The sequence below is a fragment of the Streptococcus mitis genome, from assembly GCF_003942865.1.
GTDB lineage: Bacteria > Bacillota > Bacilli > Lactobacillales > Streptococcaceae > Streptococcus > Streptococcus mitis_BI.
In genome coordinates, this window is record NZ_RJNZ01000009.1 from 1 (window position 1) to 16,916 (window position 16,916).

A 16,916-nucleotide genomic window follows, 5' to 3' on the forward strand; every position below is an offset into this window, starting at 1 on the left:
CTATTATTGCAGTACGTTATCTGTTATTTTTGTCAGTAATATTTATAGTTATTGGCATCTTTTTAAATTTATTGACATGGAAAGTTCTTCTATATTGGAAGGTGGTTTTGATTGATTTTAAGAAATATCAATTTTTCTTTGAATACAATGTTAGTCATTCCAATAAGTTTAATAAGAAATTTAATGAAGTAAGTTTTGAATTAATCACAGGAGAATTATCTTACCTCAGAGGAGATTTTTTATTATAGCTTAGTCAATATTCAAATATCAATCTTTCTAATATTTCTAAAAAAAATAGAAAAATATTTGAATTGAAGAAATTATATTATGATTTTCTATCTTCTATCCATATTCAAGATGAGCAAAATATTGCTTTCTTTGAGGAACAATTGTCCAAGGCGCCAGATTCGAAAGATGGTAAGGCTAAACTCATTGCTAAAGCTCAAGCCATAAAAGATATTGTGTTCAATAAAGAAGCGAACGACTACTTCGACACCACTGAACCTGAAAATAAGCTAGCTCGAATCATATTTTCTTATTATGGCGCTCTTAATGCTCAGCTAAAAGGAGATGAAGCTCGTGCTCGTAGTTTGTTTGAAAGTATCGTCCATGAAAATCCAGAACTCTTTTGTGTACAGGAAGCGAAGAAATATTTAGGAAGTAATAATGTTTCCTAGTACCTTTCGTTTAAATTAAGTAAAAGAGAGTAACCAGGTCAAACAAGACTATGCAACAGTTAAAACGACTAATGAGACGGGAGTGAGGAAGGTGGATTATCTCACCCAAATTTCAAATACAACAGGTGAGGTAGTTAGTGGTGCTTTTAATACAACTGGTGAGGTAGTTGGTAGTGCTTTTAATTGGGTTGTAGAGCATCCAAAAGTAGTAGTTGCTACTGGTTTTGTTATTGGTGCTTTAATTTATGGAGTTACAGTTAGTGCATCTACATTTGGCTTTGGAGTCTCGACAGCGATTCCAGTAATAACAAGTGCTTTCTTATATTTAAGTTCCAGAATAGAGGATAATGATGAAAGAAATATTAAATAACTATTCGTTGAAAATATCTAGATTTGAAATTCCAAAATTATATAATTTTACCAAAATAGTATACATTTGTTTATTTCCTATAGTTTGTCTATCATTTATAGGCATGGTTGTTGAATTATTTAAAGGTGAGGAAATGAATTTTTTGAAATTCATTACTTATACGGTAGTATGTTTTGGGTTTGAGGCATTGCTTTCATTAAACAATAAACTGGTTAAATTAGCTGTAGATAATATCTTTTTGACAGATATTAATTTCGACAAGCACATAAGTTATTATCGTTATGTAGCTGAACACTCGGTTAAGTCACAACAGCTGTTCAATAATGCAAATTGTTTACTAGCTATTGCCCAATCGTTATACTACCAAGGAAAGTTTGAAGAATCGCTTGATAATTTGGAACGTATAAATTTTGAGGATAAAAATTTTAATAAGAAATTTGAGATCCAATTGTACACAGCTTACTTTAAGATTCTTTCTCTAATCCATGCTGATAAGACAGAGGAAATTTCGCACCAAATCGATATGTTAGCTACATTAAAAGTTCGAACAAATTCTCAGGTTGCTAGGAAGACGAATGTAATAAACATAATAAAAGCTATAGAGAATCTTGTTTTAAAGAAAAAATCAAACGACTACTTTGACGCCACTGAACCTGAAAATAAGCTAGCTCGAATCATGTTCTCTTATTACGGAGCTCTCAATGCCCAATTAAAAGGAGATGAAGCTGGTGCTCGTAGTTTGTTTGAAAGCATTGCCGATGAGAATTCAGAGCTTTTCTATGTTCAGAAAGCGAAGAAATATTTAGAAAACACTGATATAAGTTCGTAACTTGTGTCACTTATGTTGATGTGCACAAACAGGATAATAAGATTATGCAACACTTAAAACTACTAACGAGACGGAATTGTGAAAGGTAGAGCTTGGAGAATAGGTTTAAAACTGGGGAAAGTGGGTCATCTCACTCAAACTTTTAATACAACTGGTGAGATAGTTGATAGTATCTCTAATTGGGTTATAGAGTATCCTAAAGAAGTAGTAATTGGAGTTGTAGTAGCGACTGCATTCTTCTTTGGCGGGGAACTTGTCACAGCTGGAGGTGCTTTACTAGCTTATTTAGCTAGTTTGTTTTTATAAATTAGTTTGTAATTTTTTATAGGAGTTTTTTATGTTAGATAATATTTCTAAGAATATCTCGAATTGGTCATCAGTTCGAATCTGTAGCATACTGGAGGTTTTTATTTTATTTTATCTACGTTGGACAATTATTGCAACAGCAATTAGTTTATTATTCGTAAAATCAACCATCTCGATTACATTATTGCTTATTTTTCTAACATTACTGACTATTATCGTTGTAATAACTCATTTTTTAGTAAATCATGTTGCAGAAGTTATTTTATACGAGCAAGTGAATTTTATAAAATATATTTCTCTTTTAACTGAAACTTATGAAAGGCGACCTGATAATAAAACAGGGAATTTAAATGCATTAAATCTGGGTTTAGCTAGGTGTGCTTTCTATCAAGGGAATTTTAGTGAGGCAATCCAATATGCTGAACGAATAAGTGTTAAAAGTTCTAAATTGAATGTGAAACGTATTTATGAACTAAACATCGTATTTATAGAATCATTATCATACCTTCATTTAAGGGAGACAGATGAAATTTCTAAATTTTTAGTATCTTTTGATTGGGAAAAAATTAAAAGAATTGATAAAAATAGAATGTTGGATTTAATTGAACCAGTATCAAAAATACTAAATGGAGAAGTTACAGACTACTTCGACACCACTGAACCTGAAAATAAACTAGCCCGAATCATGTTTTCTTATTACGGGGCTCTCAATGCCCAGCTAAAAGGAGATGAAGCTCGTGCTCGTAGTTTGTTTGAAAGTATCGCTCATGAAAATTCAGAACTCTTTTGTGTTCAGGAAGCGAAGAAATATTTAGAATCAGTGAAATGAGAGTAATATATGAAATTAATTAAAAAAATAGTAAGTAGGGCGACAGAGAATATTCTTCTACAAATTGAGACTATTAGTCAGTTAAGTTATATTATATCAATGATTATAGGAGCATTAGCAATTTTTTTAGAACGTCAACCTGAAACAAAACGGTGGGGTTTAATACTCGCTTTACTGATGCTACTTGTAGTCATCTGGATCTTATACCTACGTTTTGTCCTAAGCAAAGTTATTGTTCTAGTGTTACACGATTCTATTGATCTTAAGCTCTATGTAGACATGTTAAGAGTTCAATTAGAAAAATCTATTAAGCCCTTTAGGGCAACATATCGTGAGAATTACCAAATTATCCAAGGTCGAGTGGCTTATTTAAAAGGAGATTTTCAAGCTGCCAAGGAAAATATGTCCAAATATGATTTGAAAAAAATTTGGAAGAGATTCAGAACCCCTGCGTTTTTAATATCAAGCTTTGAACTATTAACAGTTTCCATTCATCTTCAAGATGCGCAAGATATTGCTTTCTTTGAGGAACAATTGTCCAAGGCACCAGATTTTAAAGGAGGCAAAGCTACACTTGTTGCTCAAGCCCAAGCCATAAAAGATATTGTGTTCAATAAAGAAGTGAACGACTACTTCGACATTACTGAACCAGAAAGTAAGTTAGCTCGAATCATGTTTTCTTATTATGGCGCTCTCAATGCCCAGCTAAAAGGAGATGAAGCTCGTGCCCGTAGTTTGTTTGAAAGTATCGCTCATGAAAATTCAGAGCTTTTCTATGTTCAGGAAGCTAGGAAGTATTTAGAAGAATGAGCAGATATAGTTTTAAAATCTGTCTAAGATAGAATATGTTGATGTAAAGTGAAAAGGGAATTAGAAAGCAAAAATGAACGGTATTATCAACTTAAAAAAAGAAGCGGGGATGACCTCGCATGATGCGGTTTTTAAACTGCGTAAGATTTTGGGGACTAAGAAGATTGGTCATGGTGGGACCTTGGATCCGGATGTGGTGGGTGTTTTGCCCATTGCAGTTGGTAAGGCGACACGCATGGTCGAGTTTATGCAGGACGAGGGTAAGGTCTATGAGGGGGAAATCACTCTAGGTTATTCAACGACGACAGAGGATGCTAGTGGGGAAGTGGTCGCAGAGACACCCGTTCTGTCGCCCTTGGATGAAAAGCTTGTCGATGAAGCAATCGCTAGTTTGACTGGGTCTATTACTCAGATTCCACCTATGTATTCGGCTGTCAAGGTCAATGGTCGCAAGCTCTATGAGTATGCGCGTACTGGTCAGGAAGTGGAGCGTCCAGAACGTCAGGTGACCATTTATCACTTTGAACGAACAAGTCCGATTTCTTATGAGAGCGAACTAGCACGATTCACTTTTCGTGTGAAATGTAGCAAGGGAACCTATATTCGTACCTTATCGGTTGACTTGGGAGAAAAACTTGGCTATGTTGCCCATATGTCTCAGTTAACTCGTACTAGTGCAGCTGGTTTGCAACTAGAAGATGCTCTTACCTTGGAAGAAATTGCTGAAAAAGTGGAGGCTGGCCAATTGGACTTTCTCCATCCTCTAGAGATTGGGACAGGAGACCTCGTCAAAGTTTTACTAACTCCAGAAGAGGCTACAGAAGTACGCTTTGGTCGTTTTATAGAACTCGAACAAACAGATCAAGAATTAGCTGCCTTTGAAGATGATAAATTACTAGCCATTCTAGAAAAACGGGACAATCTCTACAAGCCAAGGAAGGTTTTTAGCTAGTCTAACTGAGGTGTAGGGAGTGTTGTTTCTCCTAGACTATCCAAATCAGACTATAAATTTTGCAAAAAATGTGATAGAATAGACGACGGATAAAAAAACGGAGGATAGCATGCAAAATAGACCAATCATTATCGGAGTGACAGGTGGTTCTGGTGGAGGAAAAACCAGTGTTTCAAGAGCCATTTTATCGCATTTTCCAGATGAAAAGATTTCCATGATTGAGCATGATTCATACTACAAGGATCAGTCTCATTTGACCTTTGAAGAGCGTGTCAAAACCAACTATGACCATCCTTTTGCCTTTGATACAGACTTGATGATTGAGCAGATTAAGGAATTGTTGGCAGGGCGTCCGGTGGACATCCCGACTTATGACTATACAGAGCATACACGGAGTAGCAAGACCTATCGTCAGGAGCCTCAAGATGTCTTTATCGTTGAGGGAATTTTAGTCTTGGAGGACAAGCGTCTGCGCGATTTGATGGATATCAAGATTTTTGTGGATACGGATGATGATGTGCGCATTATTCGTCGTATCAAGCGCGATATGGAAGAACGTGGCCGTAGTCTTGATAGTGTTATTGAGCAGTATTTAGGTGTGGTTAAACCCATGTACCATCAGTTTATCGAGCCGACTAAGCGTTATGCTGATATCGTCATTCCTGAGGGAGTCAGCAATACAGTTGCTATTGACCTTTTGACGACCAAGATTGCAAAGATTTTGGAAGAAGCTCGAAATAGCAAATAATTAGATGTGGAGGCCTTGCCTCCTTTTTCTATTTTTCCCTCATAATGGTACATAAATGGAGATTTTTAGGCATATTTTTGGTATAATAATACCCATGAAAGAGCAAGAAAATGTATAGTAGGTGGAGATGGAAAAGTATTTATCGGTAACAACTTTGACTAAGTATCTGAAAATGAAATTCGATAAAGACCCTTACTTGGAACGGGTCTATTTAACTGGTCAAGTTTCCAACTTTCGTAAACGACCTACTCACCAATATTTCTCCCTAAAAGATGATCACGCAGTCATTCAAGCGACCATCTGGTCAGGGATCTATCAGAAATTAGGCTTCAACCTCGAAGAAGGAATGAAGATCAATGTAATTGGGCGAGTTCAGGTTTATGAACCGAGCGGGAGCTATTCTATCATCATTGAGAAGGCTGAACCTGATGGAGTTGGTGCGCTTGCGATTCAGTTTGAACAACTCAAGAAAAAATTGACAGAAGAAGGCCTGTTTCAAGAACGCTTCAAGCAACCTCTGCCCCAATTTTCTAAGAGAATTGGTGTAGTGACCAGTCGCAGTGGAGCCGTTATTCGAGATATTATCACGACCGTCAGCAGGCGATTTCCAGGTGTCGATATCCTACTTTATCCAACTAAGGTGCAAGGTGAAGGCTCTGCGGAGGAAATTGCTCGAAATATTGCGCGTGCTAATCAACGGGACGACTTGGATTTACTGATTATTGGTCGTGGTGGAGGTTCTATCGAGGATCTTTGGGCCTTTAACGAAGAAATTGTGGTACGTGCTATTTTTGAATCTCGTTTGCCAATCATATCTAGTGTGGGACATGAGACGGATGTGACCTTGGCGGATTTTGTGGCAGATAGACGGGCTGCTACACCAACGGCGGCAGCTGAACTAGCAACACCTGTGACCAAGTTGGATGTATTGGCTCATTTGCAAAATCAGGAAAAACGGATGGCAACGGCAGTCCGAAATGTCCTATCTAAGAACCAAGAAGCTTTGAAAAAATGCAGTCAGTCTGTTATCTTTAGACAGCCAGAGCGTTTGTATGATGGCTATTTGCAACGGCTAGACCAATTACAACTGCGATTAAAACAAAGTTTGCGAACACGGATTTCTGATAACAAACAGACAGTACAAGCAAGGACGCATCGACTGGTACAATTATCACCCGTTACCAAAATCCAACGCTATCAAGACCGTCTAGGTCAGTTGGACAAGCTTCTCCGTAGCCAAATGGCGCTGGTTTATGATGCCAAGGTTGCTGAAGTGAAGCGACTTTCGGAAGCCTTGTTGATGTTGGATACCAGTCGAATCGTGGCGCGTGGCTATGCTATTGTCAAGAAAGAAGAGTCCGTTGTAGATTCGGTTGGGAGTTTGAAGAAAAAAGACCAAGTGACGCTTTTGATGCGAGATGGTCAAGTAGAATTAGAGGTTAAAGATGTCAAAACAAAAGAAATTTGAGGAAAATCTAGCAGAACTAGAGACCATTGTCCAAAGTTTGGAAAATGGTGAAATTGCTCTAGAAGATGCGATTGCTGCCTTTCAAAAGGGCATGGTCTTGTCAAAAGAGCTCCAAGCTACGCTGGATAAGGCTGAAAAGACCTTGGTCAAGGTCATGCAAGAAGACGGAACAGAAAGTGATTTTGAATGAAGAAGCAAGAAAAATTAGCTCTTGTTGAGTCGGTCTTGGACGATTTTTATGGAGACCAGCAGTTTGCCTCTAGTTTACGAGAGTCTGTTCTCTATTCCGTTCATGCTGGTGGCAAGCGTATTCGGCCTTTTCTCTTGTTAGAAGTTTTGGAAGCATTGCAGGTCGCTATTAAGCCTGCTCATGCCCAAGTGGCCGCGGCCTTGGAAATGATTCATACAGGGAGCTTGATTCACGATGATCTTCCTGCCATGGATGATGACGATTACCGTCGAGGGCGTTTGACCAATCATAAGAAATTTGGCGAAGCGATGGCAATTTTGGCTGGAGATGCCTTGTTTCTAGATCCTTACGCCTTGATAGCGCAGGCAGATTTGCCAAGTCAGATCAAGGTAGACTTGATTGCCAACTTATCCCTTGCTTCAGGAAGTCTTGGCATGGTAGCAGGGCAGGTTTTGGACATGGAAGGTGAACATCAACACTTGTCTTTGGAAGAACTTCAGACCATTCATGCCAATAAGACTGGAAGACTACTAGCCTATCCCTTCCAAGCTGCTGCTATTATAGCCGAATTGTCACCTGAAATGCAGGTGAAGCTGAAAACTGTTGGTGAATTGATTGGTCTTGCTTTTCAAGTTCGAGATGATGTGTTAGATGTGACCGCCAGTTTTGAGGAAATCGGCAAGACGCCACAAAAGGACCTGCAGGCAGAAAAGTCAACCTATCCAGCCTTGTTGGGCTTGGAAGAGGCTATTGCCTTTTGTAACCAAACCTTGGACCAAGCTAATGCCAAATTAGAAGATATTGCCCAGCAGGTTCCTTTTGAGATAGAATCGATTGTAAGTGTAGTAGAAAGTTTGAGAATCAATGGCTAAGGAAAGAGTGGACGTACTAGCTTATAAACAGGGTTTGTTTGAAACGCGAGAACAGGCCAAGCGTGGAGTAATGGCTGGTCTAGTCGTAGCAGTCCTTAACGGAGAGCGTTTTGACAAGCCAGGAGAGAAAATTCCAGATGACACCGAGCTAAAACTCAAGGGGGAGAAACTCAAGTATGTCAGCCGTGGTGGTTTGAAACTGGAAAAGGCCTTGCAGGTTTTTGAATTGTCAGTGGAAGGGGCAACAACGATTGATATCGGTGCTTCTACTGGAGGATTTACCGATGTCATGTTGCAAAATGGTGCTGAGTTGATCTTTGCAGTCGATGTCGGTACCAATCAGTTGGCTTGGAAATTACGCCAAGACTCACGAGTTGTCAGCATGGAGCAGTTCAATTTCCGCTATGCTGAAAAGACTGATTTCGAGCAGGAACCAAGCTTTGCCAGTATTGATGTGAGTTTCATTTCCCTCAGTCTGATTCTTCCAGCCTTGCACCGTGTCTTGGCTGAACAAGGCCAAGTTGTGGCTCTAGTTAAGCCCCAGTTTGAGGCAGGTCGTGAGCAGATTGGAAAAAATGGAATCATTCGCGACGCCAAGGTTCATCAGAATGTCCTGGAATCTGTCACAACCATGGCAGTAGAGGAAGGCTTTTCAGTTCTTGGTTTGGACTTTTCTCCCATCCAAGGTGGACATGGAAATATTGAGTTTTTAGCGTATTTGAAAAAAGAAGAGTCAGCAAGTAATCAGGTTCTTGCTGAAATTGAAGAAGTAGTAGAGAGGGCGCATAGTCAATTTAAAAATGAATAAAAAAGAGAGACTTGAAAAAATTAGACGATTTGTGACAGATTATCAAATCGGTACGCAAGAAGAAATTGTAGAACATTTGAAAGAGGCAGGAATCACTGCCACTCAAGCAACGGTATCACGAGATATCAAAGAGCTAGGTATTGTCAAAATTCCTTTGAGAGACAACACCTATGTCTATGAATTGCCAAAATCAATCGTAAAAAGCCTGCAACTGGCTGAAGACAATATCGAATCGGCTGAATTGATGGATAAGATGATCAATCTCCAAGTTATCCCAGGAAATACAGCTTTTGTAAAAGCTCAGTTAATTGAGACTTTTGCGGACAAGATTTTTAGCTGTTTAGCTGATGATAGCTCGATTTTAGTCATTGCCAGAAGTGAAAGTCTAGCTGAGGAAATCTTTGAACAAGTAAAAAATTGGTAGGTCTATATGTTACTTGAAATTTCGATAAAAAACTTTGCCATTATTGAGGCTATTTCCCTTAATTTTGAAAAGGGGATGACTGTCCTGACTGGTGAAACGGGTGCAGGGAAGTCGATTATCATTGATGCTATGAATATGATGTTGGGAGCTCGTGCTACGACAGATGTTATTCGTCATGGTGCGACAAAGGCAGAGATTGAGGGGCTTTTCTCAGTTGAGAATAGTCGCCTTTTGCAGGAAATTTTTGATGAGCAAGGTTTGGAATTGGGTGATGAGATTATCATCCGTCGGGAAATTCTGCAAAATGGTCGTAGTATCAGCCGTGTCAATGGCCAGATGGTCAATCTGTCTGTTTTGCGTGCTATCGGGCAACATCTTGTGGATATTCATGGTCAGCATGACCAAGAAGAGTTAATGCGTCCTCAACTGCACATCCAGATGTTGGATGAATTTGGCGATGCAGCTTTTTGGGACTTGAAAGAAACCTATCAAACGAGTTTTGATGCCTATCGAAAAATGCGCAAGCAGGTTCTGGAAGTCAAGAAAAACCAACAGGAACACAAGGCTCGTATTGAAATGTTGGAATTTCAAATGGCAGAGATTGAAGTGGCAAACTTGCAGGCTGGAGAAGACCTGGCTCTAAACCAAGAGCGAGAGAAGCTCATCAACCATAAAAACATTGCGGATACGCTGACCAATGCCTATAGTATGTTGGACAATGAAGATTTTTCAAGTCTGGCCAATGTTCGTTCAGCCATGAATGACATGGAAAGTGTCGAAGAGTACGACCCTGAATACCGTGAAATTTCAAGCTCACTGTCTGAGACCTACTATGTCTTAGAAGACATTAGCAAACGTTTGGAAGCTATTATTGAGAATCTTGATTTTGACGGCAATCGCCTCATGCAGGTTGAGAATCGTTTGGACCTCCTTCATACCATTACCCGTAAGTATGGTGGGACTGTAGACGATGTCTTGCTTTATTTTGCCAAGATTACGGAAGAATACAATCTCTTGACGGGCAATAATCTTTCATCTGAGGACATGGAAGCAGAGCTCAAGAAATTGGAAGTCAATCTTGTCGATTTAGCAGGTCAGCTTGCATCTGCTCGTCATGACTTGGCTCAGCAGCTTGAAGCAGAGATTAAACAAGAACTGCAAGATCTTTATATGGAAAAAGCCCAGTTTCTGGTTCGTTTTAGCAAGGGCAAATTCAGTCGTGAGGGCAATGAAATGGTCGAGTTTTACATTTCAACCAATCCTGGTGAAGACTTTAAACCCTTGGTTAAGGTTGCATCTGGCGGAGAATTGTCTCGCCTCATGCTAGCCATTAAGTCTGCCTTTTCTCGTAAAGAGGGCAAGACAAGTATTGTCTTTGATGAGGTGGATACGGGAGTTTCAGGACGTGTAGCTCAGGCTATTGCACAGAAGATTCACAAGATTGGCCAACATGGGCAGGTTCTAGCTATTTCCCATTTACCACAAGTGATTGCGATTGCGGATTATCAATTCTTTATTGAGAAGATTAGCAATGACCATTCAACAGTTTCGACTGTTCGTCTCTTGACGGTTGAAGAGCGAGTGGAAGAAGTTGCTAAGATGTTGGCAGGTGATGATGTGACGGAAGCAGCCCTGACACAAGCCAGAGAATTGTTGAGAAACAGGGAGAAATAAGATGACAGACTATTATGTAATTGGAGATGTTCACGGAAAAGCTGGGATGCTGGAAGACCTTCTCAAAACATGGGATGGTCAGATCCAGTTGCTTTTTCTAGGGGACTTGATTGACCGTGGTGAAGATAGTCGCCGTGTCCTTGAAATGGTCAAGAACTTGGTTGACAATCAAGGGGCGATCTGTTTGTCAGGAAACCACGAGTATATGTTTTTGACTTGGCTAGATGACCCAGAAGAAAGCTATGATCACTATCGTCGCAATGGTGGAGATACAACCATTAACTCTATCCTAGGTCGTCCCTTGGATGCACCAGTTGACGGAGTAGAAGATGCCAAGCGTGTTGCTACTGAAGCAGCAGACTTGGTCAAGTTTATTCGTCAAATGCCATTTGTGGTAGAGACAGACAAGTATATCTTTGTACATGCTGGTATTGATTTGACCTTGGATGACTGGCGTGAAACCACAGATTATAAAAAAGTCTGGCTTAGAAAACCATTCCACGAAGCAGAAAATCATACTGGAAAAATCATTGTCTTTGGTCATACACCGGTTTATGGTTTGTTAAAGCAAGACCGAGGTACAGCTGAGCTTTGGACTACAGAAGATGGTAAGATTGGGATGGACGGAGGAGCTGTCTATGGTGGTGTCCTTCACGGGATTGTCTTTACAGACCAAGGAATGACAGAACACCACTTTATCGAAAATGACGGCTTTGTTGCTGAAGATTAGTACTCCTAGCAGGGTATGGTCTTGTCAAAAAGTCAAAAACAATTTATAATAAATAGATACCCTGAAAGGAAGAGAATCATGAACTTAGAAGAATTGAAAAAACGACAGGAGAAGATCCGGAACTTCTCTATTATCGCCCATATTGACCACGGAAAGTCGACTCTAGCAGACCGCATTTTGGAAAAGACAGAGACCGTTTCAAGCCGTGAAATGCAAGCTCAGCTTTTGGATAGCATGGATCTAGAACGGGAACGTGGAATTACCATTAAGTTGAATGCCATCGAGTTGAATTACACTGCAAAAGATGGGGAAACTTATATTTTCCACTTGATAGACACACCTGGGCACGTGGACTTTACCTATGAAGTTTCACGTTCGCTCGCTGCCTGTGAGGGTGCTATTTTGGTGGTCGATGCCGCTCAAGGTATTGAGGCTCAAACCCTTGCTAACGTTTATCTAGCCTTGGACAATGATTTGGAAATCATGCCAGTCATTAACAAAATTGACCTACCAGCTGCAGATCCTGAGCGCGTGCGTACAGAGATTGAAGATGTCATTGGTTTGGATGCCAGCGAAGCAGTCCTAGCATCTGCCAAGGCTGGTATTGGTATTGAAGAAATCCTCGAGCAAATCGTGGAAAAAGTGCCAGCGCCAACAGGTGATGTGACGGCGCCTCTTAAGGCCTTGATTTTCGACTCTGTTTACGATGCTTACCGTGGGGTTATCCTCCAAGTGCGTGTCATGGACGGAGTGGTTAAACCTGGCGATAAGATTCAGCTCATGAGCAATGGTAAGACCTTTGATGTGACAGAAGTTGGTATTTTTACACCCAAGGCAGTTGGTCGTGATTTCCTTGCGACTGGTGACGTTGGTTATATTGCTGCTTCTATTAAGACAGTTCAGGACACTCGTGTGGGTGATACCGTTACCTTGGCAACCAATCCTGCGGCTGAGCCATTACATGGTTACAAGCAGATGAATCCTATGGTCTTTGCGGGTCTCTATCCTATCGAGTCAAACAAGTACAATGACCTGCGTGAAGCCCTTGAAAAATTGCAACTGAATGATGCTAGTCTTCAGTTTGAACCAGAAACATCTCAGGCACTTGGATTTGGTTTCCGTTGTGGATTTCTTGGACTCCTCCATATGGATGTTATCCAGGAACGTTTGGAACGTGAGTTCAATATCGACCTCATCATGACAGCTCCATCCGTTATCTATAAGGTTAATTTGACCGACGGTGAGTCTATGGATGTGTCTAACCCATCTGAGTTCCCAGACCCAACTAAGATTGCGACCATTGAGGAACCTTATGTTAAGGCGCAAATCATGGTACCACAGGAGTTCGTCGGAGCAGTAATGGAGCTGGCTCAGCGCAAGCGTGGTGACTTTATGACTATGGACTATATTGATGATAACCGTGTCAATGTTATCTATCAAATTCCACTGGCTGAAATTGTCTTTGACTTCTTTGATAAGCTTAAGTCTTCGACTCGTGGTTATGCAAGCTTTGACTACGAATTGTCAGAGTACCGTCCATCTAAGCTGGTGAAAATGGATATCCTTCTCAATGGAGACAAGGTGGATGCCCTCAGCTTTATCGTTCACAAGGACTTTGCCTACGAACGTGGAAAACTCATCGTTGATAAGCTCAAGAAAATTATTCCTCGTCAACAATTTGAGGTGCCAATTCAAGCAGCAATTGGACACAAGATTGTGGCTCGTACTGATATCAAGGCCCTTCGTAAGAACGTACTTGCTAAATGTTATGGTGGTGACGTTTCTCGTAAGCGTAAGCTACTGGAAAAACAAAAAGCTGGTAAGAAACGCATGAAAGCCATCGGATCAGTTGAAGTTCCACAAGAAGCCTTCCTCAGCGTTTTGAGTATGGATGAAGAGTAGAAGTATAAAGAAAAACATTTTATTGTTGATAGACTTTAAATATCAAACAACAAAGATAAATAAAAGAAGATCAAATGGTCTTCTTTTTTATTTGTTTTACGAATAAATAGATGAGTAGAAAAAGAAATGGAGATATTTATGAAAATCACAAACTATGAAATCTATAAGTTGAAAAAATCAGGTTTGACCAATCAACAGATTTTGAATGTCCTAGAATACAGTGAAAATGTTGATCAAGAACTGTTGTTAGGTGATATTGCAGATATATCAGGTTGCCGAAATCCAGCCGTTTTTATGGAACGTTATTTTCAGATAGACGATACGCATTTGGAGAAGGAGTTTCAAAAATTTCCATCTTTCTCTATTTTAGATGACTGTTACCCTTGGGATTTGAGTGAAATATATGATGCTCCTGTGCTTTTATTTTACAAGGGAAATCTTGACCTCTTGAAATTTCCTAAGGTAGCAGTCGTAGGAAGTCGTGCTTGTAGCAAACAGGGAGTTAAGTCAGTTGAAAAAGTCATTCAGGGATTGGAAAATGAACTGGTTATCGTCAGTGGATTAGCCAAGGGCATTGACACAGCCGCTCATATGGCAGCTCTTCAGAATGGCGGAAAAACCATTGCAGTGATTGGAACAGGACTGGATGTGTTTTATCCTAAAGCCAATAAACGCTTGCAAGACTACATCGGCAATGATCATCTGGTTCTCAGTGAGTATGGACCAGGCGAACAACCTCTGAAATTTCATTTTCCTGCCCGTAATCGCATCATTGCTGGACTTTGTCGTGGTGTGATCGTAGCAGAGGCTAAGATGCGCTCAGGTAGTCTCATTACCTGTGAGCGAGCAATGGAGGAAGGGCGCGATGTCTTTGCTATTCCTGGTAGCATTTTAGATGGACTATCAGACGGTTGCCATCATTTGATTCAAGAAGGGGCAAAATTGGTTACAAGCGGGCAAGATGTGCTTGCGGAATTTGAATTTTAATACTCTTCGAAAATCTCTTCAAACTACGTCAGCTTCCATCTGCAACCTCAAAACAGTGTTTTGAGCAACCTGCGGCTAGCTTCCTAGTTTGCTCTTTGATTTTCATTGAGTATAAGAAGAAAGTCCCCTTACTAGACAAACTTTTCTTCTATATATAGGAGCTAAGTCTTGACAGTTATGGCAAAATGGTTTACACTTTATAAAGTTTATTACTTTGAAAAGGTGTGATACTGTGGCTACGGCAACAAAAAAGAAAAAATCAACAGTTAAAAAAAATCTAGTAATCGTGGAGTCGCCTGCTAAGGCCAAGACGATTGAAAAATATCTAGGCAGAAACTACAAGGTTTTAGCCAGTGTCGGGCATATCCGTGATTTGAAGAAATCCAGTATGTCCGTCGATATTGAAAATAATTATGAACCGCAATATATCAATATCCGAGGAAAAGGCCCGCTCATTAATGACTTGAAAAAAGAAGCTAAAAAAGCTAATAAAGTTTTTCTGGCGAGTGACCCGGACCGTGAAGGAGAAGCGATTTCTTGGCATTTGGCTCACATTCTCAACTTAGATGAAAATGATGCCAACCGTGTGGTCTTCAATGAAATCACCAAGGATGCGGTCAAAAATGCTTTTAAAGAACCACGCAAGATTGATATGGACTTGGTCGATGCCCAACAGGCTCGTCGTGTCCTAGACCGCTTGGTGGGGTACTCGATTTCCCCTATTTTGTGGAAGAAGGTCAAGAAAGGCTTGTCAGCAGGTCGCGTCCAGTCTATTGCGCTTAAGTTAATCATTGACCGTGAGAATGAAATCAATGCCTTCCAACCAGAAGAATACTGGACAATTGATGCTGTCTTTAAAAAGGGAACCAAGCAATTTCAGGCTTCCTTCTATGGAGTGGATGGTAAAAAGCTGAAACTGACTAGCAATGATGAGGTCAAGGAAGTCTTGTCTCGTCTGACTAGCAAAGATTTTTCAGTGGATCAGGTAGATAAGAAAGAGCGCAAACGCAATGCTCCATTACCTTATACTACTTCATCTATGCAGATGGATGCTGCCAATAAAATTAACTTCCGTACTCGAAAAACCATGATGGTTGCCCAACAGCTCTATGAAGGAATTAATATCGGTTCTGGTGTTCAAGGTTTGATTACCTATATGCGTACCGATTCGACTCGTATCAGTCCTGTAGCGCAAAATGAAGCAGCAAGTTTTATTACGGACCGTTTTGGTAGCAAGTATTCTAAGCATGGTAGCAAGGTTAAAAATGCTTCAGGAGCTCAGGATGCCCACGAGGCTATTCGCCCGTCTAGTGTTTTTAATACACCTGAAAGTATTGCTAAGTATCTGGACAAGGATCAGCTCAAGCTTTATACTCTTATCTGGAATCGTTTTGTAGCGAGCCAGATGACAGCTGCTGTCTTTGATACCATGGCTGTAAAATTGTCTCAAAATGGGGTTCAATTTGCTGCTAATGGTAGTCAGGTTAAGTTTGATGGTTATCTTGCCATTTATAATGATTCTGATAAGAATAAGATGTTACCAGATATGGCTGTTGGAGATGTGGTCAAGCAGGTTAATAGCAAACCAGAGCAACATTTCACTCAACCGCCTGCTCGTTATTCTGAAGCGACCCTTATCAAGACCTTGGAGGAAAATGGGGTTGGACGTCCGTCAACCTACGCACCAACCATTGAAACTATTCAGAAACGTTATTATGTTCGCCTTGCAGCCAAACGCTTTGAACCGACAGAGTTGGGAGAAATTGTTAATAAGCTCATCGTTGAATATTTCCCAGATATCGTAAACGTGACCTTCACAGCTGAAATGGAAGGCAAGCTGGATGACGTCGAAGTTGGAAAAGAGCAGTGGCAACGTGTCATTGATGCCTTTTACAAACCATTCTCTAAGGAAGTCGCCAAGGCTGAAGAAGAAATGGAGAAAATCCAGATCAAGGATGAACCAGCTGGATTTAATTGTGAAGTGTGTGGCAGTCCAATGGTTATTAAACTTGGTCGATTTGGTAAGTTCTACGCTTGTAGCAATTTCCCAGATTGTCGTCATACCCAAGCAATCGTGAAAGAGATTGGTGTTGAGTGTCCAAGTTGTCATCAGGGACAAATCATTGAGCGTAAAACCAAACGTAACCGCCTTTTCTATGGTTGCAATCGCTATCCAGATTGTGAATTTACCTCTTGGGACAAGCCTGTTGGTCGTGACTGTCCAAAATGTGGCAATTTCCTCATGGAGAAAAAAGTCCGTGGTGGTGGTAAGCAGGTTGTATGTAGTAATGGCGACTACGAAGAAGAAAAGATTAAATAAGAGGAGAGTCCTGAAAGTGA

General features: G+C 40.4%; 17 protein-coding genes and 2 pseudogenes. All 19 read left to right on the top strand.

Going from position 1 to position 16,916, the window contains the following annotated elements:
- Positions 1 to 248: pseudogene (locus D8845_RS10315) on the top strand (hypothetical protein); the annotation flags it as partial.
- 90 nt (positions 249 to 338) lie between these two features.
- A pseudogene (locus tag D8845_RS06775) lies at positions 339 to 677 on the top strand (hypothetical protein); the annotation flags it as partial.
- A gap of 91 nt (positions 678 to 768) precedes the next feature.
- Positions 769 to 1,047, top strand: coding sequence for a hypothetical protein (locus D8845_RS10485; RefSeq protein WP_260467947.1), 279 nt, complete (start codon positions 769 to 771; stop codon positions 1,045 to 1,047).
- Entirely contained in the window at positions 1,025 to 1,876 is an 852-nt protein-coding gene (locus D8845_RS06785) for a hypothetical protein (RefSeq protein ID WP_125452925.1), read from the top strand. Before D8845_RS10485 ends, D8845_RS06785 begins: the two co-directional genes overlap by 23 nt.
- Positions 1,877 to 1,954: 78 nt before the next feature.
- Entirely contained in the window at positions 1,955 to 2,182 is a 228-nt protein-coding gene (locus D8845_RS06790; RefSeq protein WP_185757419.1) for a hypothetical protein, read from the top strand.
- Positions 2,183 to 2,213: 31 nt separating this feature from the next.
- Positions 2,214 to 3,011 (top strand): hypothetical protein, encoded by a 798-nt coding sequence (locus D8845_RS06795; protein ID WP_125452926.1) that lies wholly within the window; start codon positions 2,214 to 2,216, stop codon positions 3,009 to 3,011.
- Between the two features lie 9 nt (positions 3,012 to 3,020).
- Positions 3,021 to 3,821: a hypothetical protein gene (locus D8845_RS06800; protein WP_260467949.1), complete on the top strand. Its 801-nt coding sequence runs from the start codon at positions 3,021 to 3,023 to the stop codon at positions 3,819 to 3,821.
- 73 nt (positions 3,822 to 3,894) lie between these two features.
- Positions 3,895 to 4,773, top strand: a complete 879-nt coding sequence (gene truB / locus D8845_RS06805; protein WP_125452927.1) for a tRNA pseudouridine(55) synthase TruB — start codon at positions 3,895 to 3,897, stop codon at positions 4,771 to 4,773.
- 109 nt (positions 4,774 to 4,882) lie between these two features.
- Complete coding sequence (gene udk, locus D8845_RS06810; protein ID WP_009730252.1) at positions 4,883 to 5,521, top strand: uridine kinase; 639 nt, start codon at positions 4,883 to 4,885, stop codon at positions 5,519 to 5,521.
- Between the two features lie 127 nt (positions 5,522 to 5,648).
- Positions 5,649 to 6,989 (top strand): exodeoxyribonuclease VII large subunit, encoded by a 1,341-nt coding sequence (gene xseA, locus D8845_RS06815; protein ID WP_125452928.1) that lies wholly within the window; start codon positions 5,649 to 5,651, stop codon positions 6,987 to 6,989.
- Positions 6,967 to 7,179, top strand: a complete 213-nt coding sequence (locus D8845_RS06820; protein ID WP_000043226.1) for an exodeoxyribonuclease VII small subunit — start codon at positions 6,967 to 6,969, stop codon at positions 7,177 to 7,179. The genes xseA and D8845_RS06820 overlap by 23 nt, the downstream gene beginning before the upstream one ends.
- Positions 7,176 to 8,051: a polyprenyl synthetase family protein gene (locus D8845_RS06825; protein ID WP_125452929.1), complete on the top strand. Its 876-nt coding sequence runs from the start codon at positions 7,176 to 7,178 to the stop codon at positions 8,049 to 8,051. Before D8845_RS06820 ends, D8845_RS06825 begins: the two co-directional genes overlap by 4 nt.
- Entirely contained in the window at positions 8,044 to 8,859 is an 816-nt protein-coding gene (locus tag D8845_RS06830; RefSeq protein WP_125452930.1) for a TlyA family RNA methyltransferase, read from the top strand. The genes D8845_RS06825 and D8845_RS06830 overlap by 8 nt, the downstream gene beginning before the upstream one ends.
- The gene (locus D8845_RS06835) at positions 8,852 to 9,283 is read left to right on the top strand and encodes an arginine repressor (RefSeq protein ID WP_020900686.1); all 432 of its coding nucleotides are present in this window, start codon (positions 8,852 to 8,854) and stop codon (positions 9,281 to 9,283) included. The genes D8845_RS06830 and D8845_RS06835 overlap by 8 nt, the downstream gene beginning before the upstream one ends.
- Positions 9,284 to 9,289: 6 nt before the next feature.
- The gene (gene recN / locus D8845_RS06840; protein ID WP_125452931.1) at positions 9,290 to 10,957 is read left to right on the top strand and encodes a DNA repair protein RecN; all 1,668 of its coding nucleotides are present in this window, start codon (positions 9,290 to 9,292) and stop codon (positions 10,955 to 10,957) included.
- Position 10,958: 1 nt separating this feature from the next.
- Positions 10,959 to 11,687, top strand: coding sequence for a metallophosphoesterase family protein (locus D8845_RS06845; RefSeq protein ID WP_125452932.1), 729 nt, complete (start codon positions 10,959 to 10,961; stop codon positions 11,685 to 11,687).
- A gap of 78 nt (positions 11,688 to 11,765) precedes the next feature.
- Positions 11,766 to 13,589: a translation elongation factor 4 gene (gene lepA, locus D8845_RS06850; protein WP_125452933.1), complete on the top strand. Its 1,824-nt coding sequence runs from the start codon at positions 11,766 to 11,768 to the stop codon at positions 13,587 to 13,589.
- A gap of 138 nt (positions 13,590 to 13,727) precedes the next feature.
- Positions 13,728 to 14,576, top strand: a complete 849-nt coding sequence (gene dprA, locus D8845_RS06855) for a DNA-processing protein DprA (protein WP_125452934.1) — start codon at positions 13,728 to 13,730, stop codon at positions 14,574 to 14,576.
- A 232-nt stretch (positions 14,577 to 14,808) separates the two neighbouring features.
- Positions 14,809 to 16,896 (top strand): type I DNA topoisomerase, encoded by a 2,088-nt coding sequence (gene topA, locus D8845_RS06860; protein WP_125452935.1) that lies wholly within the window; start codon positions 14,809 to 14,811, stop codon positions 16,894 to 16,896.
- Positions 16,897 to 16,916 lie beyond the last annotated feature (20 nt).